We start from the raw sequence: 19,167 nt of genomic DNA on the forward strand, positions 1-19,167 counted from the left end.
AGGAAAAGATGTATCGTTTTCGCTCAATTAAATATTTAGCAATGACTGGTATTATTACTGGTTTATTAGTAACAATTGGTTATTGTTCAACTTTTCTTTTTGGTTGAGCAATTACTAGTTTATTTGGTGGAAATTCTACTTTGCAATTATTTGATGCTGTTTTTATTCCATTTTGTGCTTTTTTTGAAGGGCCAATGCTGTTATTTGCAGGACCAATTGCGGGTGGCATTTTTGATTTAATTAGTGGTGTTAAAATTGTGGTTATTCCTATTACAATTTTTATTAGAATTTTAATGTTTTTTGTTATTAAGTTATTAATTAATAAATCTTGATGAAGTACTGTTTATACTTTCTTTTTTGCTGCTATTTTACTACTTATTTACCCATTGTCTTATTTAGTAATTTATCAAGATTATGCTATTACAGTTAATGAATTAATTACTGATAGTATTCAAGCTATCTTTGCTTATTTTGTTGCTATTCCACTTTATTATGCTCTTAGTAAAAATAAAATTAGATCAAATTATAGTTTTTGAAATGATCAAGAATTTGATTATTTAAAAAATAAAAAAATAACTGTTTTAGAATAGTTTACTTATTATCCATTATTTATATCTAATATAGACAATATGGTATAATTTTATAAAATTAATATAAGTTTATAACCATTTACTTAAGTTTTAAGGTAAAGGGTTTTTAATTAAAATAAGGAGAAAAAGGTTTTATGAATAAAAAAATTAAAAAAAGTTTTAAAAAAATATCTAAGTTAAAAAAAGTAATTAAAAATCATATAATTGATCCAACACCATCTGAAATAGTTATTGGAACTACTGTTCTTTCTGCTGCTGCTATTAGTGGTATTATGATTGGAGCTGGTGGTGCGCCTGTTATTGTTCCTGCACTTGCTGGTGGTATTATTGCAGTGGGAACAGTTTCTGGTATTACATATATAGTAAAAAAAATAAATGAATCAGAAAATAATAGTGTTATTGAAGGTAGTAAATCTCAAACAAAGAGATTAACATCAGTAATATAGATAAATTAATATAATGAAATATTATTTTAAATAATAGTTAGCGTATATTCACTATTAAATTGAATTTCACCAATTGAAAATTTTACTTTAATAACATCACCTTTTGCAAAATAAGTTCCATCATTTACGGACTTACTTACTTTAACTTTAAAGTGGTCACCTTGTTTCATAAGATCAGCAATTCTTTCTCCTAAAGAATAAATTGGACTTTTTAGATAGTTTGTTAAATCTGTATCAACTAATAATTTTGATTTAGGTTGTCCAATTTTAAATTCTGGAATATCATTAAAGTTATTTAATGATATTTTAGATGTGGTTGGTAATTTAGGTAATACAAGACCATCATTTGGGTTGGATAAAATATTTAATAAATAATTTTTAGATAATTGTTTATTATTTTTTTCAAAAAATATAGTTACTGTACCACCTGTAATTATATAATCTGTATGATCTATTTTTTTATTAATTATTGGTGAGTAAGTGGATGGGTTACACTTTATTGGACACTAATTACGTAGACAAGTGAACAAATTAGTTAAAAGAAAGGAACTATAATTATGGCCAATATTAACTCATATTCAGATGAATTTAAAAAACAAATAGTAGCTTTATATCAAAGTGGTAAGTCAGTGTCTTGTCTTGCTAAAGAGTACAATGTTACAAGAGCAGCTACTTATAATTGAATTAAGCAATTTACTAATTCAGGTAGTTTTAAAACTAAAGATAATCGTTCTGTTGAAGAAAATGAATTAATTAAATTAAGAAAAGAATTAAAACAGTTAAGAATGGAAAATGATATTTTAAAGGAAGCAGCACTAATAATAGGCAGAAAATAGAGATTATGGTTGAAAATAAATCTAAATATAAAATTCGCACAATGTGTCGTTTTTTAAAAATTTCTAAATCAACATATTATTTTAATTTAAAGAAAAAAGAAAATAAAATGCAAAATAATATTTATGAACAAGCTGTTATTAGTGCTTTTAAAGAAAATAAAGAAGTTTATGGTACTAGAAGATTAAAAGTCAGTATGGAAAATAAAGGTTTTCCTTTATCAAGAAGAAAAATTAAAAAAATTATGAATGAACATAATTTAATATCAAAATACACGAAATTATCATTCAAAAATATGAACTTGTCAAGAAAAGTGGACAATAAAAGTAACCTTTTATTAAATTTTATAAAATAGCGTTTGTAAGTGTTAAATTTATAGGTATGAAGTAATTATTTGTTGGTTTGGAATGAGCTAATCGATATTCGATTGGACTCATTCCTTTTAATTTTATTTGAGGTCGATAATTATTATAAAAGTAAATATATTTAGGTAAGTTGTCTTGTATTCATTCAATAGTTCTATTTTTTCTTGGAATTTGATATAGAAATTCTGTTTTCATTGTTCCAAATCAAGTTTCAGTAGCACCATTATCACAGGAATTACCTCTTCTAGACATTGAAATTTTTATTTTTAATTCATCACATAAAATTTTATAAGAAGGATTTGTATAGTGAAATCCTTGATCTGATTGTAAAATTCATGAAGTAGGTTTTTGAGCATTAACTCAAGCTTGGATAATGTTTTGGACAACAAATGTCATGTCTAAACTTGCACTTATTTTATAATCTAATATTTCATTATTATGAAAATCTTTAACAATTGATAAATAATATGTTTTACCATTAGTTAATAAATAAGTTATATCAGTACCTAATTTTTCATTTAAATTAGTAGTTGAAAAATCACGTTTTAATAAATTATCATATCTTAAACTTCCTGATTTAGTTCTATAATCAAATTTTTTTATGCGAACCTTAGCTTTTAAACTCATATTTTTCATATATCTATATACAATATGAAATTTTAATTTTAAATTATAAATTTTGTTAATTCATAAAGTTATCATTTTATAACCATAAATTTCTTGAAATTCATAAAAAATATTTTTAATTATATTAGCTAAAAATGTATCTCATTTATTAAATTCATTCATTCAATTGTTAATTCACTTATAATATCCTGATTTTGAAACATTTAATAATCAACATAAATAACTAATCTGATATTTTTTCTTCAATGAGAAAATCACAAAATATTTTTTCTTTTTTGTCGATTTTTCTAAATACTTTTTTATATCGTTCATTGCCTCAATATATTCAATTAATTCTTGTTTTGTCATTTCATTAAAATTTAAAGATTTGGGTCGACCTGTTCTTTTGGTTTTTTTAGCACGAATTCCATTGCCATATTCTAAACCTTTTTCACCTAATAATTTATATGCTTTAATTCATTCTTTTATTGATGATCGACCAATACCATACTCTAATGCGGTTTTATCAATTGTTTTAATTTTACTTATTTTTATTATTTTTAACTTTTCTTCTTTTGATAGTCATTTAGCCATAAAAAAATGAACACCTTCCTTAAAGTATTTTTAACACAAAGGTTACAATTCTATGTCTACTTTATTCTAGATGTTCAGTTATTTGTTCTCCATCTTTGTCAATGTAAATTGTGTCCTGTTGAGTTTTATTAATTATATGTACATTTTGTTGCCAACTACTATTTAAATTAACATTATTTACATTTCCAACAGTAATTGTAATTGCTAAAATACTTAATGTTGTTAATATTTTTTTCATATTATTAACAACCTCCCTCCTTTATTTTTTGTTATTATAATTTTACATGATTTTAAAAACTAGTTATTTATGTATATATCTTTTCATATATTGTTAAGTGATAGTTTAATATATTTATAACATTATCTGCAACTTTCGATTTAATTTTATTTAAACTTTGGTATACTAAAACATAGTAAATAGTTTATAAGCAAAAGATAGGTGAATAAATAATATTATGAGTATCGATAAAAAATACATTAGAAATTTTTCAATTATTGCCCATATTGATCATGGTAAATCAACTTTGGCTGATCGTATTTTAGAATTAACTAATGCTGTTTCAAAAAGGGAAATGAAAAATCAATTGTTAGATTCACTAGATTTAGAACGTGAACGTGGCATTACAATTAAATTAAATAGTGTACAACTTAAATATCAATCATTAGATGGTCATACTTATTTGCTTCACTTAATTGATACTCCGGGTCATGTTGACTTTACTTATGAAGTATCGCGTAGCTTAGCAGCATGTGAAGGTGCTATTTTAGTAGTTGATGCTGCTCAGGGTATTGAAGCACAAACTTTAGCAAATGTATATTTAGCATTAGATAATGATTTAGAAATTATTCCTGTAATTAATAAAATAGATTTACCAAGTGCTGAACCAGAAAAAGTTAAGGAAGAAATTGAAAAAGTATTGGGTTTACCTGCTGATTATGCGCCTTTAATTTCTGCAAAAACAGGTATTAATATTCGCGATGTTTTAGAAGCAGTTATTAAATATATTCCTTATCCAATTGATGCTGATGATAATGAACCATTGCGTGCTTTAATTTTTGATTCATTATATGATAAATATCGTGGAGTGATGGCATTTATTAGAATCAAAACTGGTGTAATTAAAGTTGGCGATAAAGTAAGAATGATGTCAACTGGTGCCGAATATGAAATTACTGAATTAGGAGTACGCACACCAAAAGAAGAAAAGAGAGAAATGTTAACAGCTGGTGAAGTTGGTTGAATTAGTGGTGCAATTAAAATAATTAGTGATATTCATGTTGGTGATACGATTACTAGTGTTATTAATCCTGCTGATGTACCATTACCGGGTTATAAAACTTTAAAACCAATGGTTTATTGTGGTTTATATCCAATTGATACTAATAAATATCAAGAATTAAAGGATGCATTATATAAAATTCAATTATCGGATGCCTCATTAATTTTTACTGCTGAAACATCACAAGCATTAGGTTTTGGTTTTCGTTCTGGTTTTTTAGGGTTATTACATATGGATGTTATTCAAGAACGTTTAGAGCGTGAATATAATTTAGTTTTAATTTCAACAGCTCCTTCTGTAATTTATGAAGTAAATTTAACTAATGGTGAAAAGTTAATAATTGATAATCCAGCAAAATGACCAACTGTGCAGACAATTAAAATTGTAGAAGAACCATTTGTGCAAGTAACAATAATGACACCAGAACAATATGTTGGTGCATTGATGCAATTATGTCAGGATAAACGCGGAACTTATTTAGATTTAAAATATGCTGATAATTTACGAAGAACTCTTATTTATAATATGCCACTGAATGAAATTGTCATTGATTTTTTTGATAAATTAAAATCAATATCAAAAGGTTATGCTTCATTAGATTATGAATTAATTGGTTATCAGGAAAGTAAATTAGTAAAAATGGATATTTTATTAGCAGGTAATATTGTTGATGCATTATCTGTTATTGTTCATAAGGATTTTGCTTATGATCGTGGGCGTGTTTTATGTGAAAAATTAAAAAAATTAATTCCAAAACAAAATTTTGAAGTTGCTATTCAGGCTGCTATTAATAATAAAATTATTGCTCGTCAAACTGTGCAAGCAGTTAGAAAAGATGTTATTGCTAAATGTTATGGTGGTGATATTACAAGAAAAAGAAAACTTTTAGAAAAACAAAAAGAAGGAAAGAAAAAAATGAAATCGATTGGTAATGTTGAATTACCACCAGAAGCATTTCGTGCTGTTTTAAAAATAGATGAAGAAAATTAATAAAAAATAGTGATTCATTTTTGGGACTTTCCAGCAATCTGTGTAACTTAGTGATTTTACAACTAAAATTTATTTAAAAAACACAGTTTTTAGGAAAGTCCCTTAAATGCTATAGCATTTCAAATTAATTCTACACCCAGAAAATCACTATCTTATAAAAGCCCAATAGACTTAATACAATTATTCCTGAATTGTAAAATTAAAAAGGACATTTATATAAAAATTAAATTGTGTTAATTCTATAATTAAGAAAAGAAAGGAATTAGCACAATGTATAAGTATCTGACTATTGAATCAATAATAGCAATAAAAGAATATAAAAGTTATGAATTTTCAATTCGTAAAATAGCAAAAGCTGTTGATTATAGTAAATCAACTGTACATAGAGTTTGCAGATTATTAAATCAAAACTTATTACCATTAGAAATATTGAATCAAATTCAAAAAAAAGAAGCAAAATGCAGGTAGAAAATTAATAATTTTAACTTTAACAGAAATTAATACTATTAATTATTTGTTAATTACTAAAAATTATGCGCTTGATATAATTGCTAATTTTTTAAAGGAAAATAAAATAAAAAGTATTTCAACAAAAACTTTATATAACATGTTTAAAACAAATCGAATGGGTTTTGATGAAAATAACTTATTGAGAAAAGGAAAAAATAAACCTCATAAACGAAAAGAAACTAGAGGACGAATTAATAATTGTAAATCTATTCATGAAAGAAATTTAATCATTCCTAATATTAAAAATATACAAGAATTTGGTCATTTAGAGGGTGATACTATCATTGGTAAAGATCATAAAAGTTCTATTATTACTTTAGCTGATATATGATCAAAAACCACAATTCCTTTAGTTTCTAAAAATCATAAAGCAGAAAATATTACAAAAAGTATAATAAAATTTATTTCAAAGTTACAAAAAGGAACAGTTAAAACTATTACTTTTGATCGTGGTAAAGAATTTAGTAAATGAAAATTAATCGAAAAAATTTGCAATGTTAAGATTTATTTTGCAGATCCTGGCAAACCTTGTCAAAGAGGTTTAAATGAAAATAATAATGGTATTTTAAGAAGATATTTACCAAAATCTACAGATCTATCTTTATATAAACAAAAAGACTTAAATGCTATAGCATTTCAAATTAATTCTACACCCAGAAAATCACTATCTTATAAAAGCCCAATAGACTTAATACAATTATTTTAAAAACTGTGCCATTTGTCCCATTTATATTTACAATTCAGGATTCCTTAAATAATATTGAATATGCTTATATGCATCTTGTTCATGTTTTGTTAATTTTATATTTCCTTTATAATTTTCTATTTTGTTTTTATTTTTAGGATGATTTTCTAAATAATCTCAATTCATAACATCTTGTACTAATACCATTAATGCACCAATAATTTTAGGTGTTGCTAATGGATTAGTTAATAATTGTTTTGAACTTAAAAAGAAATTTTCTACAATAACTAATATTTTTTTATCAATAAATTTTTCTTGAATTAATTGCAATTTTTCTTTATACATATTTTTAGTTCATAAAACAGTTAATGTATTGAATGTTCCATTAAAAACAATATTATTAGTTTCATTTGAATATATAACAATTCCATTATTACCAATACCAGCAGGGTCAATTCCAATAATTAAGTCATATTTCATTATTAATCAAATTCTCTGCATTGTATTTTATTAATTAAATTTGGGACTTTCCTAAAAACTGTGTTTTTTAAATAAATTTTAGTTGTAAAATCACTAAGTTACACAGATTGCTGGAAAGTCCCTAAAATTTACTATTGCGATCTCGTGGTACATCAATCTCAATTTTACCTTGTTGAGTTATTAATTTTTTTGAACTTATACCATTACGAGCATTGTCACTATTACTATGTTGATTCTTATCATATCCTAAATAATTTTGCATCTCAGAATTCAACATTTTTTCTACTAATCTTTTTGTTAATTCTTTATACAATCCTCCCTCTTTAAAAACTGTTGTTAAATCTTCAGTATTTTCTAATAATAAATCTACTGCTTTTGATATTGGATCATTATTATTAATATTTTGCTTTTTAGCCATTTGTAACTCACTCTTTCTAGTCATTTAATTATATTTACTAGAATTAATTAAACATAGTTATTTTTGTAAGTTACACAGATTACTAAACATTACCTGATAATTTCGTGTATTTTGATATTAAATTATGTTCATTCATAATTTTTTTAATTTTTCTTCTTGATAAAGGAAAACCTTTATTTTCCATACTGACTTTTAATCTTCTAGTACCATAAACTTCTTTATTTTCTTTAAAAGCACTAATAACAGCTTGTTCATAAATATTATTTTGCATTTTATTTTCTTTTTTCTTTAAATTAAAATAATATGTTTATTTAGAAATTTTTAAAAAATGACACATTGTGCGAATTTTATATTTAGATTTATTTTCAACCATAATCTCTATTTTCTGCCTATTATTAGTGCTGCTTGCTTTAAAATATCATTTTCCATTCTTAACTGTTTTAATTCTTTTCTTAATTTAATTAATTCATTTTCTTCAACAGAACGATTATCTTTAGTTTTAAAACTACCTGAATTAGTAAATTGATTAATTCAATTATAAGTAGCTGCTCTTGTAACATTGTACTCTTTAGCAAGACAAGACACTGACTTACCACTTTGATATAAAGCTACTATTTGTTTTTTAAATTCATCTGAATATGAGTTAATATTGGCCATAATTATAGTTCCTTTCTTTTAACTAATTTGTTCACTTGTCTACGTAATTAGTGTCCAATAAAGTGGAACCCATCCAATATTTTAATAATAAATTATAAAAATTTATCAGAAAAAAAATTCTAATGATACATTAGTTTTAAAACATTTTATTTATCAATTTTGAAAATATAACAAAAATGAACTATGTTTATTTAAAATTAAAATATTACAGTTGTTCATTTTTGTAAATTTTAAAGATAGAATTATTTTAAACTAATGCTTTGTAAAATTAAGTTATACTAATTCCTAGAAAGTTTAATTTTATAATTATCTTTTAACTTGATTATTTTTTTAATTTATTTGTTAATTTTGATATTATTGTATTTTACTATAATTTTAATTGTGTAAAGTAAATTTTTTTATTTTAGAACTAAAGAATATCTGAAAAATTACTATCAAATGTTTTCAATTAAAGAGATATTTGATATTTTAGGTGTAGATTGTTTACTAACTCCTAAATAAGTTTTATTTTTATCATAAACTATACTTAAAAGTTCATTACTTTCTATAAGACCAATATTTAAGATTTCATTGTTTTTTGTTACGATATTAATACATATAAATTCTTCTCCGCGATTAACATATAAATATTCAAAAATTAGGGACTTTCCTAAAAACTGTGTTTTTTAAATAAATTTTAGTTGTAAAATCACTAAGTTACACAGATTGCTGGAAAGTCCCTAAATCGGTAATGTTTAGTAATCTGTGTAACTTACAAAAATAACTATGTTTAATTAATTCTAGTAAATATAATTAAATGACTAGAAAGAGTGAGTTACAGATGGCTAAAAAGCAAAATATTAATAATAATGATCCAATATCAAAAGCAGTAGATTTATTATTAGAAAATACTGAAGATTTAACAACAGTTTTTAAAGAGGGAGGATTGTATAAAGAATTAACAAAAAGATTAGTAGAAAAAATGTTGAATTCTGAGATGCAAAATTATTTAGGATATGATAAGAATCAACATAGTAATAGTGACAATGCTCGTAATGGTATAAGTTCAAAAAAATTAATAACTCAACAAGGTAAAATTGAGATTGATGTACCACGAGATCGCAATAGTAATTTTAATCCTGTAATAGTTGCAAAAAGACAAAGAAGATTTGATGGTTTTGATCAACAAGTTCTTTCTTTATATGCAAAAGGTATGACATTATCAGATATTAGAATGCAATTACAAGAGTTATATCATGGTGCTGATATTAGTGAAAGTGTTATTAGTCAAATTACTGATGATGTTATTGATGATGTAAAAGCATGGCAAAATCGACCATTAGAAAGTGTCTATCCGATTGTTTATTTTGATTGCATAATAGTGAAAGTACGACAAGATAAAAGGATTATTAATAAATCAGTTTATATAGCTTTAGGAGTTGATTTAGAAGGTAAAAAAGATGTTTTAGGTTTATGAATTAGTGAAAATGAAGGTGCTAAATTTTGATTAGCAAATTTAACAGAAATGAAAAATCGTGGCTTAAATGATATTCTTATTGCCTGCAGTGATAATTTAACAGGCATGTCAGAAGCAATACAATCAGTTTATCTTAAAACAGAACATCAATTATGCATAGTTCATCAAATTAGAAATAGTTTGAAATATGTCTCATATAAGCATAGAAAATCTCTAGTTGCAGATTTAAAACCAATTTATACTGCATGTAGTGAAGAACAAGCAATGCAGGCTTTAGAATCCTTTGAAAATAAGTGAAATAAACAATATCCTCAAATTGCTAAATCTTGATATAAAAATTGAGATAATTTAATTGTTTTTATTAGTTATCCTGCAGAAATTAAAAGAGTGATTTATACAACAAATGCTATTGAATCTGTAAATAGTCAATTACGAAAAGTTATCAGAAATAAAAAAGTTTTTCCTAATGATATGGCAGTTTTTAAAATATTTTATTTAGCAATTGAAAATATAACAAAAAAATGAACAATGCCCATTCAAAATTGAAATACAGCAATTGCTCATTTTATGATAAAATTTGAAGATAGAATTAATCTAAACTAGTACTTTGTAAAACAAAGATACACAGATTGCTGGAAAGTCCCGTAGGATATTTAAAATCAATGTTAGATGCTTGAAATACTTTATTTCAATTAAGAAATAGTAATAATTGTCGTTTTTTTATTACTAATAATCTTTATGATAGTATTGTTTATTTAGCTAATAATAAAGGATTAATTACTGATAATCAGATTGCTCAACAATTAAGATTAAATGGAAATGATTTATATATTAAAGGTGTACTATGTCAAATTGTAATGGATGATTATATGACATTTACTGATAATAATGAAACTAAAATTATGTCTTTTGTTTTAGCAACACCAAGAGCAATGAAAAGATATATGTTACAAAATACAGTTGTATATGTTCAAGATATTGCTGATGGTAAAGTTGGAAGAAGATATTTAGTTGGTGGAGAAGTAACTGGTGAATCAATACCCTATATAACAGATGAAGAAACAACTTCACGCTGAATGTTATGTGCAATTGTTAATAATGATAAAAATGATTTAAAAACTAAGATTACAAGTTTAACAACTGATATTACTGCAAATGTTAATAACAATAATAGTGAATTAAATACACAAATAAAAAGTACTAATGAACTTAAATCATTAAATCCTAATTTAACAAATCCAACTATTAAATATTTTAGTGATGCACAAAGTAAAACTAATATAAATAATCAAAAACAAAAAGCAGGTGACTTATATATAACTATTACTGCAAATGTTAATGACTTAAATTATAAAGGAACAACAAATCCAATTAAAATAACTCTTAAATAAAGGAAATTAATATCATGCCAATCGGTACAACTAGTACAGCAATACTTTTAAACATAAATAAACCAAAACATACTAGAACAAGTAACCAACAAGAAAATAAAAGTTTTTGATGAGAAATTTTAGAAATGATTGGTGTACAAGTAATAGCAGTAGCACTTGCTCCTTTTACTGGTGGATTAAGTGAAAGTGTAGCACTTGGATTAGGTGCAAGTGATTTAATTGCTAGTATTAGTGCTGTTGGTGTAGAGTTTTTAACTGATTTTACTATTAATCAAGTTTATGATTATTTAAAAGGAAATGTAACAAAATTAAATACTTTCTTTAATATACTTCCTGCATTTGCTGGAATTAATAAAATTAGTCGTGGTTATCGCACTACTAAATTTATTAAGTTAGCACAAAATACTAAAACATTAGAACAAGTTGGTATTAAAGAAGCAAAAAATTTAAAAGAAATTATTAGTCAAGTAAGTGGAAAAGAAATTTTAACAGATAAAATTATTGGTAATAAACGTTATTTAATGAATTATAGTTTTATTCCTAATCGTGAAACAGTATTACGAGATTTAGGCTATGTTGCTGAAAGACAATATAAGAATAATTTTCAAAAATTAAAAGCACAAGAGTTAAAAGATTACTTATTATTACAAAATACATTAATAAAATTAAGTCCACAATTAACTCCTAAATTTAAAATTAAAGATATCGAAAAAGCAAATAACTTTTTAAAAAAATTTAATACTGATTTAAAAAAAGTACTATCTATGAACCAACATGATTGATTAAATTTAGTACATACAATCCATACAGAAAATAGATTTGGAAAAACTTTAATTTTAGATTTACAAAAAATTCGTGCTAATGCTATTAAATTTAATTTTAAAAATAGTTCAATTCATAAGATTGTTTTAAATGCAAATAAAATTTTTAAATATTTTGATATTAGATTTTATTTAAAAAAAGGTTTAAATAAATTTTGAAAAGATACTCCATATTTTGAAAAATTACGAGAAAGTATATATAAATTACAAGAAAAATTTGAAAAGTTAGAAAAACAAGCATTTGAAAAAATTAATAAATTAAAAGAAAAAGCAACTGTTTATTGGGACTTTCCTAAAAACTGTGTTTTTTAAATAAATTTTAGTTGTAAAATCACTAAGTTACACAGATTGCTGGAAAGTCCCTTATTTCTGCTTCATTAACTTTATTTTCTATTTCTTGTGAAGAAGCATTATTTTCAGTTAAAAGTTCAGTGGTTTGTTTAACATTATTTTCATTTTCTAACATTTAACATTCTCCTAATCTTATCCTAATAATCAATCTTTAACTAATTGTGGCATTTCACTTATTAATTTTTTATAATCATTAACTGCATTTTCTAATGTATCAATATCAGAAAATTTAAAACAATTATCAATATGCAAATCAAAATCTCTATCAATACTAATATCTTGTTTTCTATATTTTTCATTAAATTCAATTTTTGTCATATTATTTTTCTCCTTTATTAATTTTTTCATTTAATTTTGCTAATTTTTTTTGATGTTTTATAATTTTGTTATTTGCTCTAACATGTTTTGGAGTTGTGATAAATCTTTTTAATAAAACAATAATTTCTCTGCAAATTAATGTTCCAACACTTGTTCCAATAATTATTAATTCATGTAAAAATTCTTTCATCTCAATATTTTCCTTTCAATTATTTATTTTTTAATTATTCATCAAATTGACCACCATTAATTCTTTCAATCATCGATTTTGAATTACTTATAATGCTTACTAATAAGGCAATTTCTTTATTTAATTGTTCCATTCTCTCTTTATATGTCTGAATTTCATTATTATAATATTCAATTATTTTTTCTTTATTCATAAATTATTCACCTCCTTTATAAACTCATGTGATTATAATCTCAATTTAATGAAGCATTATCATGATTTAATGGCACTTCGCTCATATTATCACTACCATAATATTGACTTGCAGTTTCACTATTAATAGTAAATCTATTATCATTAATTAATCTTGTAGCTTCATTTGTAAATGGTGTTTCTTGCATTTCTTGATTATGATGTGTAGTTTCAATAGGTAATAAATTATGGATTATTTCACTTGCACCAGCAACTATAGTAGGTACTGCATAAGCATTCATAAAATCATTATTTATACCCATAGCAACACCACTTGAAATTAAACAACCACCAGTAGCCATATTACAAATTTTTCTTATTGTTTCAAATTTATTAGTTATTAACTCAGTTAATCCACTAATAAGATTTGATATACCATAAGCATTTAAACTAATATATGTATCTCAATCCATTAATGACTGATTTTCTTGCTTATTTAATAGTAATCATGGTGGACCTTCTGTTGTAGTTGTAGTAGTTACTGGAATTGATGTTGTTGGAATAATAGGATTAATATTATTTTCTGTTCATTTACTATAATTTCCTAAACCAATTGTTCCTAAACCTAATAATATTTTTTTAGAACTATTAATTAATTTAGTTTTAGTATTTGGTCTTTGATTTAAATTTCATATATCTAAACCTAATTTTTTACCAAATAATAAACTATTAATTGAACCTAATACTGGATTTGCAATTACTTGACCATAATAAGCATTTGTACCAATCATTGCACAAATTGGACTTATTCCAGTTCTAATTAATTTAGTTAAAGTATAATTTGATTGTGTATTTTCGTTTGGCATTTTAATCTCCTTTAATTTTCTAATTTTTTAATTGTTACTTTAATTCAACCTTGATAAACATCATTATCACCAACTATTAATGCAACATTACTTTCGGGGTCAGAAACAATTATGTGTTTTGATTTAACATTTGGATATTGTCTTAAAATAATTGCTCTAATATCATTACTTGTATGAATTGCTTTTGGAAATGGTGATAATATTTCAATTTCATCTTTATTTTCAAACAAAGTAGGTAATATTATCATTAATTATTCTCCTTATTTTTAATTTGATTAGCAATTTCACTTAATATTTTCAATACTTTATATTCATTTTTTAATTCTTTAATAATAAATATTAAAATTATTATTAGTGTTATAGATGTTATTAATATTGGTACTATTAATAAAATTTTTCATAATATCATTTTTTATTCCAATTTATCTTTTATTATTTGATTTTTTCTAATTATTTCTTGTTCTAATGAATAAATATATTCTGACATTCTATTTATTATTAAATTTATACAGTCTAATTCTTCGTAAATATTATTAAATGCAATAGTTCCTATTTTATTTTTTAAATTTTCTAATAACTTTTCCATATCTTTTTTCATTACTATATCATTCATTTGGTTTTTATTTTGATTAAAATTCATTATATTTTTTCTCCTTTTTTTAAAATATCTTTTATTATTTCTAATTCAGTCATTTTAATTTCATTTGTTTTAATAAAATTTTGTAATTTTTCAATTTCTTTTTTATATTCTTTAATATTTTCTTTATGTTGATTAATTCTGTCATTAATATATTCTAATGGTGTATTTTTAATCATTTTTTACTCTTTTCATTTTTTAAATCATTTAACATTGATTGAACAAAATGCACGATTTTTAGGAATATTTAAAGTATTAAAGATTTGACCAGTTACTAAAATTTCATCATTTTTGTTTAATAAAATACATCGTCTATAAAATTTTGGGTTGTTAAAAATTAAAGTAACATAGTTTAAACCATTTCACTGACCTCGAACACTATAATATAATTTTTTATTACCTTTTTCGTAATATTTTGCTTCAATAGTGTTACTAAGTTTTACTGTTAATTTGACATAATTTGCTTTATCTTTCATTTTTATAATTCCTTAAATAGTATTGAATATGCTTATAAGCATCTTGTTCATGTTTTGTTAATTTTATATTTCCTTTATAATTTTCTATTTTAGTTTTATTTTTTGGTTCACTTTCTAAATAATCTCAATTCATAACATCTTCTACTAATACCATTAATGCACCAATAATCTTAGGTGTTGCTAATGGATTAGTTAATAATTGTTTTGAGCTTAAAAAGAAATTTTCTACAATAACTAATATTTTTTGATTAATAAATTGTTTTTTAATTAATTGGCCGAATAAAAAATTGGTATATTTTATAAAAATCACTTGAGAAATAATTCTCTCATTTTTAATTGTTGAACAATTATAATTAATTATTTTATTAAACCAGCACTTTATTAAAGTAATTAATTATTACATAACTAAATAAAAAATTATTTAGGCTATTGTGCTGGAATTACCCAATAGTAATTTTTAGTGTGTTCTCTTTAAGAAAAGAGAAAGAAAAAGTTTTTTCTCCCCCACACCCCCTCTTTTTCAAAAAGAAAGAGAAAAGAATTTTTCTCTTTTAAGACTTCTTTTAAATAAGACTTAAATTAAAGAAAGGATTATATTTTATGTTTAAAGAAAATATTAAAAAAGATTTATCAAAAGAAGAAATTACTAATTTACTTGTAGATTTTGATAAAGATAATATTTTTCAACAAAATTTAGAAGAAAAAGAAATACAAGAATTATTAAAAAAAATAAAACTCATTTTACTTCTATTTTTTTATCAAAAATAGCAATTATTAATGAAACTAATAAAGCAATTTTTATTAAATTATTAAATGAAAATAATTCGAATGTTATTGGTGTATGAATTGATAAAAGATTTATTCATAGAAGTAAAGAAAAAAATGAAATAAGAATAAGTATTAAAAGAAGTTTTGATTTTACTATTTATGAATATGATTTAAAAAATAAAACTAATAAAAAATTAGAAAGTATTAAAGGTTATAAATTACTTTTAAAATTTAAAAAATTAAAAGCAAGTTTACCAATTGAAAATAATTTTTGAGAAAAATTACAACAAAAAAATAATTTTATTAAGAAAGGAATTGAAACTAATGTTTAATTGAAAAGAAAATTATGAATATAGAAAATCTTATTTAAATATTCCAGTAACTCATAGTTGTGATATATGTAATAAAAATTCATCATATGCAAATAGAACTTGTAATAAATGTTTTTATAAATTAATAGGTGAAAAAAATGAAATGTAATATAAATAATGAAAAATATATTTGAATTAGTGAAATAGATAATAGTTATTATTGTAATAAATGTATTAATGAAATGATTGAAGAAGATATTTATTTAACAAGTAATAATTGAGATTACTTATATGAATATTATATTAATGAATTACAATTAGAAAATTTTAAAGCAGTGTAAATATGAATCAATTAGAATTACAAAAGGCAAAAGAATTATTAGATAAAATTGAAGAATTACAAGAAGAATTTAATGATAAATATGAAAGTAGTTTAGACGTTAGAATTGATGATGACGGAGAGTTAAATATTAGTAATGATTATTTTAACTTTGAACATGTAAATAAATTAGAACAAGCAATTATTGATTATAAAAGAATTATTAAAGGTTAAAGGAGATAAATAAATATGGCACCTAGAAATAAAATTTCAAAAGATAAATTATTAAGTAATTGAATAAGAATACGTGTTTCTGAAATTGAAAAACAAGAAATTAAAGATTTTTGTAAAAATAAAAATATTACAATTACAAAATTTATAAGAAATTTAATTAAAAATGCAATTAAATAATCAAAAAAATAATTTAATTTTTAAAAAAGAAACACATCAATATTTTATTCAAAATAAAGAATTAATATCAGTAAGTAAAATATTAGATTATTATTTAGGTAATTCATATTGTAAATGTAATAAATGTAAATATTGTTTTAATATTAATAATGCAAGAATTCGTGGTAATTGTGTTCATAAAGTAGCAGAATTATATTTTAAAAATATAAATATTAAAAATATAACTAATCAAATTAAAAATTATATTAAAGATTTATTTTCACAAAATTATTTAAATTATTGTTATACATTATTAGATTATTTACCAACTAAATTTATTAAAAATAATGAATATATTAGTGAAAAAATATTTAATTATGATATTGTTGCTGGAACACCAGATTTAATTTATAAAGAAAATAATTTAAATATAATAATAGATTTTAAAACTTATAAAGTTTTTTCAAAAGAATTATTAGAAAAATCAAAATTACAAATAATAGCATATTATTGATTATTAAAAAATAATAATTATGAATTATCAAATATACATTTTATATGTTGAGTTAAAGAAAATGAAATTGAATTAATAAAAGTAGAAATAACAAATGAATTATTAATTGAATGAGAAAAAGCAATTTGAACATGAAAGGAATTAAAATAAAATGGCAAATGAATTATTAGTTAAAAATATTAATAATGGTAATGTAGAAAAATTTATTAGACAAAAAGGTATTATTAATAATTTAGAAATTCAAAAATTTAAAAGTAATGTATTAGCAATTTCAAATCAATATGGTTTAGATAAAGCATATCCAGAAACAATTATTAATAGTTGTTATCAAGCAGTATTATTAAATTTACCTTTAGAAAAGAATTTTGGTTATTGTTATATTGTACATTATTGAGATAGTAATACTAAAGTAAATAATGCTCAATTTCAAATGGGATATAAAGGTTATATTCAATTAGCATTACGTTCACAACAATATAAAGAAATTAATGTAAGTGATGTTAGATTAACAGAAATTAAAAAAATAGATAGACTTAAGGGAATTGAATTTAATTGAATACAAGATGATTTAGAAAGATTGAAACAACCTATTATTGGTTATGTAGCATATTTTCAATTAGTAAATGGTTTTGAAAAAACTTTATATATGTCAAAAGAACAAATTGAAAAACATTTTTTGAAATATTCAAAAACTTATGCCAAAAATAAAGAATTTATTGTTAGTGATTTTGATAGTATGGCATTAAAGACTGTATTAACTCAATTATTAAGAAAATGGGGAATTATGAATACTGAAATGCAAATTGCATATGAAAGTGACCAAGCAATTATTACTGAAAATGAAAAAATATATATTGATAATCCAAATACTAATAATGTAATTGAAAATAATACAAATTTTCAACAATTAGAAGAAAATATTAATAAATTAGATAATTTGGTATTTAAAAATGAATAAAGAAAAATTAATTGCTTCTATAAAAAAAAGAATGGATTTTTTAAATGATGTACTAAAACAAGATTCATACAAACTTTATGAGTTAGAAAACTAAATTGTAAGAATTGAAAGAGGTGAATTTGATAATGACTAATTATTTACTTTCAATTGACCCAAGTATTAAAAATACTGGATTTACTTTATGAGAAAAAAGATGTCATGTAATAGATTGTGAAAATAATAATTGTATTGAATTAAAACTATGAACACCAACATGAATTAAAAGTTATAGTTTTGAAAAATTTAAAAATATTAATCCAACATTTGATGAACAAATAATATTTGAATTATTTATGATTGGTGAAATTGGAGATTTTGATAATATGAATATAATTATTGAACGTGGTACTTTTCATAGTAAAAATGGTATTGGTTATGAAACACAAGAACATTTACGTGGTTTTATTGCTGGTCAATTTAATAAATTATTAACAAAAAATATGTTAATTAGTCCAAGTGAATGAAAAAAATGATATAAAGAACAACAAGAATTACTATTACCAATATATTCAAGTTATTCAAAAATTAATAAATGAGATAAAGATTTTAGTTTAATGTTTGCTAAATCATTACAAGAAAAATATAAATGAAATATAGAAATTAAAGACCATGACCAAGCAGATAGTTTATTAATGGGTTGATATTATTTAAATAAGGAGAATAAATAATGTTTATGAATTTTAAATTAAAAAAATAACAAAAATTAATAAATTATTAGATGAAAGAGCTTCTTTTT

33 protein-coding genes and 2 pseudogenes are annotated in these 19,167 nt (G+C 22.6%); 18 read left to right on the plus strand and 17 right to left on the minus strand.

What is annotated here, in order from left to right:
- The first annotated feature begins 8 nt into the window (after positions 1-8).
- Together ACQH20_RS06360 and ACQH20_RS06365 are read left to right on the plus strand one after the other, a co-directional pair.
- Positions 9-590: a hypothetical protein gene (locus ACQH20_RS06360; RefSeq protein WP_425376908.1), complete on the plus strand. Its 582-nt coding sequence runs from the start codon at positions 9-11 to the stop codon at positions 588-590.
- 134 nt (positions 591-724) lie between these two features.
- Positions 725-1,036: a hypothetical protein gene (locus ACQH20_RS06365; protein WP_425376909.1), complete on the plus strand. Its 312-nt coding sequence runs from the start codon at positions 725-727 to the stop codon at positions 1,034-1,036.
- 26 nt (positions 1,037-1,062) lie between these two features.
- Here ACQH20_RS06365 and ACQH20_RS06370 read toward each other — a convergent pair whose 3' ends face one another.
- Positions 1,063-1,206, minus strand: coding sequence for a hypothetical protein (locus ACQH20_RS06370; protein ID WP_286641345.1), 144 nt, complete (start codon positions 1,204-1,206; stop codon positions 1,063-1,065).
- 387 nt (positions 1,207-1,593) lie between these two features.
- Between ACQH20_RS06370 and ACQH20_RS06375 the strand changes: the two genes are divergently transcribed.
- On the plus strand, positions 1,594-1,872 hold the full coding sequence (locus ACQH20_RS06375) for a transposase (protein WP_425376910.1): 279 nt from the start codon (positions 1,594-1,596) through the stop codon (positions 1,870-1,872).
- Positions 1,873-1,877: 5 nt separating this feature from the next.
- Positions 1,878-2,225, plus strand: coding sequence for an IS3 family transposase (locus ACQH20_RS06380; protein WP_425376911.1), 348 nt, complete (start codon positions 1,878-1,880; stop codon positions 2,223-2,225).
- Here the strand turns inward: ACQH20_RS06380 and ACQH20_RS06385 are convergent.
- Complete coding sequence (locus ACQH20_RS06385) at positions 2,215-3,435, minus strand: IS3 family transposase (RefSeq protein ID WP_425376912.1); 1,221 nt, start codon at positions 3,433-3,435, stop codon at positions 2,215-2,217. The two genes, ACQH20_RS06380 and ACQH20_RS06385, sit on opposite strands and share 11 nt — an antisense overlap.
- 6 nt (positions 3,436-3,441) lie before the next feature.
- On the opposite strand from ACQH20_RS06385, the gene ACQH20_RS06390 reads away from it, so the two are divergent.
- From ACQH20_RS06390 to ACQH20_RS06400, 3 genes and pseudogenes are all read left to right on the plus strand, one after another.
- Positions 3,442-3,567 carry a hypothetical protein gene (locus ACQH20_RS06390; protein ID WP_425376913.1) on the plus strand — a complete coding sequence of 42 codons (126 nt, stop codon included), beginning with the start codon at positions 3,442-3,444 and terminating at the stop codon, positions 3,565-3,567.
- A 329-nt stretch (positions 3,568-3,896) separates the two neighbouring features.
- Positions 3,897-5,705, plus strand: a complete 1,809-nt coding sequence (gene lepA / locus ACQH20_RS06395) for a translation elongation factor 4 (RefSeq protein ID WP_425377596.1) — start codon at positions 3,897-3,899, stop codon at positions 5,703-5,705.
- Positions 5,706-5,975: 270 nt separating this feature from the next.
- Positions 5,976-6,921: pseudogene (locus ACQH20_RS06400) on the plus strand (IS30 family transposase).
- A 27-nt stretch (positions 6,922-6,948) separates the two neighbouring features.
- Here ACQH20_RS06400 and ACQH20_RS06405 read toward each other — a convergent pair.
- The 4 genes and pseudogenes from ACQH20_RS06405 to ACQH20_RS06420 form a co-directional block, all read right to left on the minus strand.
- Entirely contained in the window at positions 6,949-7,401 is a 453-nt protein-coding gene (locus ACQH20_RS06405; RefSeq protein ID WP_425376914.1) for a hypothetical protein, read from the minus strand.
- A gap of 103 nt (positions 7,402-7,504) precedes the next feature.
- Positions 7,505-7,798 (minus strand): annotated as a pseudogene (locus tag ACQH20_RS06410) (transposase); the annotation flags it as partial.
- Between the two features lie 82 nt (positions 7,799-7,880).
- Positions 7,881-8,069 carry an IS3 family transposase gene (locus ACQH20_RS06415; RefSeq protein WP_425376915.1) on the minus strand — a complete coding sequence of 63 codons (189 nt, stop codon included), beginning with the start codon at positions 8,067-8,069 and terminating at the stop codon, positions 7,881-7,883.
- 107 nt (positions 8,070-8,176) lie between these two features.
- Positions 8,177-8,455 (minus strand): transposase, encoded by a 279-nt coding sequence (locus ACQH20_RS06420; RefSeq protein WP_425376916.1) that lies wholly within the window; start codon positions 8,453-8,455, stop codon positions 8,177-8,179.
- Between the two features lie 820 nt (positions 8,456-9,275).
- On the opposite strand from ACQH20_RS06420, the gene ACQH20_RS06425 reads away from it, so the two are divergent.
- Genes ACQH20_RS06425 through ACQH20_RS06435 form a run of 3 tightly spaced genes read left to right on the plus strand, consistent with a single transcriptional unit; the run spans position 9,276 to position 12,435 of the window.
- Positions 9,276-10,514, plus strand: a complete 1,239-nt coding sequence (locus ACQH20_RS06425; protein ID WP_425377597.1) for an IS256 family transposase — start codon at positions 9,276-9,278, stop codon at positions 10,512-10,514.
- A gap of 26 nt (positions 10,515-10,540) precedes the next feature.
- Positions 10,541-11,302: a hypothetical protein gene (locus ACQH20_RS06430; RefSeq protein WP_425376917.1), complete on the plus strand. Its 762-nt coding sequence runs from the start codon at positions 10,541-10,543 to the stop codon at positions 11,300-11,302.
- A gap of 14 nt (positions 11,303-11,316) precedes the next feature.
- Entirely contained in the window at positions 11,317-12,435 is a 1,119-nt protein-coding gene (locus ACQH20_RS06435) for a hypothetical protein (protein ID WP_425376918.1), read from the plus strand.
- A 22-nt stretch (positions 12,436-12,457) separates the two neighbouring features.
- On the opposite strand, the gene ACQH20_RS06440 is transcribed toward ACQH20_RS06435, so the two are convergent.
- The 11 genes from ACQH20_RS06440 to ACQH20_RS06490 are packed head-to-tail and all read right to left on the minus strand — an operon-like array spanning position 12,458 to position 15,442.
- Entirely contained in the window at positions 12,458-12,589 is a 132-nt protein-coding gene (locus ACQH20_RS06440) for a hypothetical protein (protein ID WP_425376919.1), read from the minus strand.
- 17 nt (positions 12,590-12,606) lie between these two features.
- On the minus strand, positions 12,607-12,792 hold the full coding sequence (locus ACQH20_RS06445; RefSeq protein WP_281748210.1) for a hypothetical protein: 186 nt from the start codon (positions 12,790-12,792) through the stop codon (positions 12,607-12,609).
- 1 nt (position 12,793) lies between these two features.
- Positions 12,794-12,982 carry a hypothetical protein gene (locus tag ACQH20_RS06450; RefSeq protein ID WP_174481134.1) on the minus strand — a complete coding sequence of 63 codons (189 nt, stop codon included), beginning with the start codon at positions 12,980-12,982 and terminating at the stop codon, positions 12,794-12,796.
- A gap of 34 nt (positions 12,983-13,016) precedes the next feature.
- Positions 13,017-13,175 carry a hypothetical protein gene (locus tag ACQH20_RS06455; RefSeq protein ID WP_338978061.1) on the minus strand — a complete coding sequence of 53 codons (159 nt, stop codon included), beginning with the start codon at positions 13,173-13,175 and terminating at the stop codon, positions 13,017-13,019.
- A gap of 16 nt (positions 13,176-13,191) precedes the next feature.
- On the minus strand, positions 13,192-14,019 hold the full coding sequence (locus ACQH20_RS06460) for a hypothetical protein (RefSeq protein WP_425376920.1): 828 nt from the start codon (positions 14,017-14,019) through the stop codon (positions 13,192-13,194).
- Positions 14,020-14,030: 11 nt separating this feature from the next.
- On the minus strand, positions 14,031-14,267 hold the full coding sequence (locus ACQH20_RS06465; RefSeq protein WP_174480108.1) for a hypothetical protein: 237 nt from the start codon (positions 14,265-14,267) through the stop codon (positions 14,031-14,033).
- On the minus strand, positions 14,267-14,428 hold the full coding sequence (locus ACQH20_RS06470) for a hypothetical protein (protein ID WP_425376921.1): 162 nt from the start codon (positions 14,426-14,428) through the stop codon (positions 14,267-14,269). Before ACQH20_RS06470 ends, ACQH20_RS06465 begins: the two co-directional genes overlap by 1 nt.
- A 3-nt stretch (positions 14,429-14,431) precedes the next feature.
- Entirely contained in the window at positions 14,432-14,659 is a 228-nt protein-coding gene (locus tag ACQH20_RS06475) for a hypothetical protein (RefSeq protein ID WP_425376922.1), read from the minus strand.
- Entirely contained in the window at positions 14,659-14,835 is a 177-nt protein-coding gene (locus ACQH20_RS06480; RefSeq protein ID WP_425376923.1) for a hypothetical protein, read from the minus strand. The genes ACQH20_RS06475 and ACQH20_RS06480 overlap by 1 nt, the downstream gene beginning before the upstream one ends.
- Before the next feature lie 3 nt (positions 14,836-14,838).
- Positions 14,839-15,132 carry a hypothetical protein gene (locus ACQH20_RS06485; RefSeq protein WP_425376924.1) on the minus strand — a complete coding sequence of 98 codons (294 nt, stop codon included), beginning with the start codon at positions 15,130-15,132 and terminating at the stop codon, positions 14,839-14,841.
- Entirely contained in the window at positions 15,122-15,442 is a 321-nt protein-coding gene (locus tag ACQH20_RS06490; protein WP_425376925.1) for a hypothetical protein, read from the minus strand. Before ACQH20_RS06490 ends, ACQH20_RS06485 begins: the two co-directional genes overlap by 11 nt.
- Before the next feature lie 290 nt (positions 15,443-15,732).
- Between ACQH20_RS06490 and ACQH20_RS06495 the strand changes: the two genes are divergently transcribed.
- The 8 genes from ACQH20_RS06495 to ACQH20_RS06530 all read left to right on the plus strand — a co-directional run bounded on the left by ACQH20_RS06495 (position 15,733) and on the right by ACQH20_RS06530 (position 19,099).
- Positions 15,733-15,900 carry a hypothetical protein gene (locus ACQH20_RS06495; protein ID WP_425376926.1) on the plus strand — a complete coding sequence of 56 codons (168 nt, stop codon included), beginning with the start codon at positions 15,733-15,735 and terminating at the stop codon, positions 15,898-15,900.
- Positions 15,901-16,224: 324 nt separating this feature from the next.
- Positions 16,225-16,380: a hypothetical protein gene (locus tag ACQH20_RS06500; protein ID WP_425376927.1), complete on the plus strand. Its 156-nt coding sequence runs from the start codon at positions 16,225-16,227 to the stop codon at positions 16,378-16,380.
- Positions 16,370-16,552 carry a hypothetical protein gene (locus tag ACQH20_RS06505; protein WP_425376928.1) on the plus strand — a complete coding sequence of 61 codons (183 nt, stop codon included), beginning with the start codon at positions 16,370-16,372 and terminating at the stop codon, positions 16,550-16,552. Before ACQH20_RS06500 ends, ACQH20_RS06505 begins: the two co-directional genes overlap by 11 nt.
- 2 nt (positions 16,553-16,554) lie before the next feature.
- The gene (locus ACQH20_RS06510) at positions 16,555-16,764 is read left to right on the plus strand and encodes a hypothetical protein (RefSeq protein WP_425376929.1); all 210 of its coding nucleotides are present in this window, start codon (positions 16,555-16,557) and stop codon (positions 16,762-16,764) included.
- Positions 16,765-16,779: 15 nt separating this feature from the next.
- On the plus strand, positions 16,780-16,941 hold the full coding sequence (locus ACQH20_RS06515; RefSeq protein ID WP_425376930.1) for a hypothetical protein: 162 nt from the start codon (positions 16,780-16,782) through the stop codon (positions 16,939-16,941).
- Positions 16,928-17,584 carry a PD-(D/E)XK nuclease family protein gene (locus tag ACQH20_RS06520; RefSeq protein ID WP_425376931.1) on the plus strand — a complete coding sequence of 219 codons (657 nt, stop codon included), beginning with the start codon at positions 16,928-16,930 and terminating at the stop codon, positions 17,582-17,584. The genes ACQH20_RS06515 and ACQH20_RS06520 overlap by 14 nt, the downstream gene beginning before the upstream one ends.
- 1 nt (position 17,585) lies before the next feature.
- Positions 17,586-18,392, plus strand: a complete 807-nt coding sequence (locus ACQH20_RS06525; protein WP_425376932.1) for a recombinase RecT — start codon at positions 17,586-17,588, stop codon at positions 18,390-18,392.
- A 125-nt stretch (positions 18,393-18,517) separates the two neighbouring features.
- Complete coding sequence (locus tag ACQH20_RS06530) at positions 18,518-19,099, plus strand: hypothetical protein (RefSeq protein WP_425376933.1); 582 nt, start codon at positions 18,518-18,520, stop codon at positions 19,097-19,099.
- The last annotated feature ends 68 nt before the right edge of the window (positions 19,100-19,167 follow it).

It is taken from the genome of Spiroplasma endosymbiont of Aleiodes alternator, from assembly GCF_964031135.1.
In the GTDB taxonomy this organism is placed as follows: domain Bacteria; phylum Bacillota_I; class Bacilli_A; order Mycoplasmatales; family VBWQ01; genus Spiroplasma_E.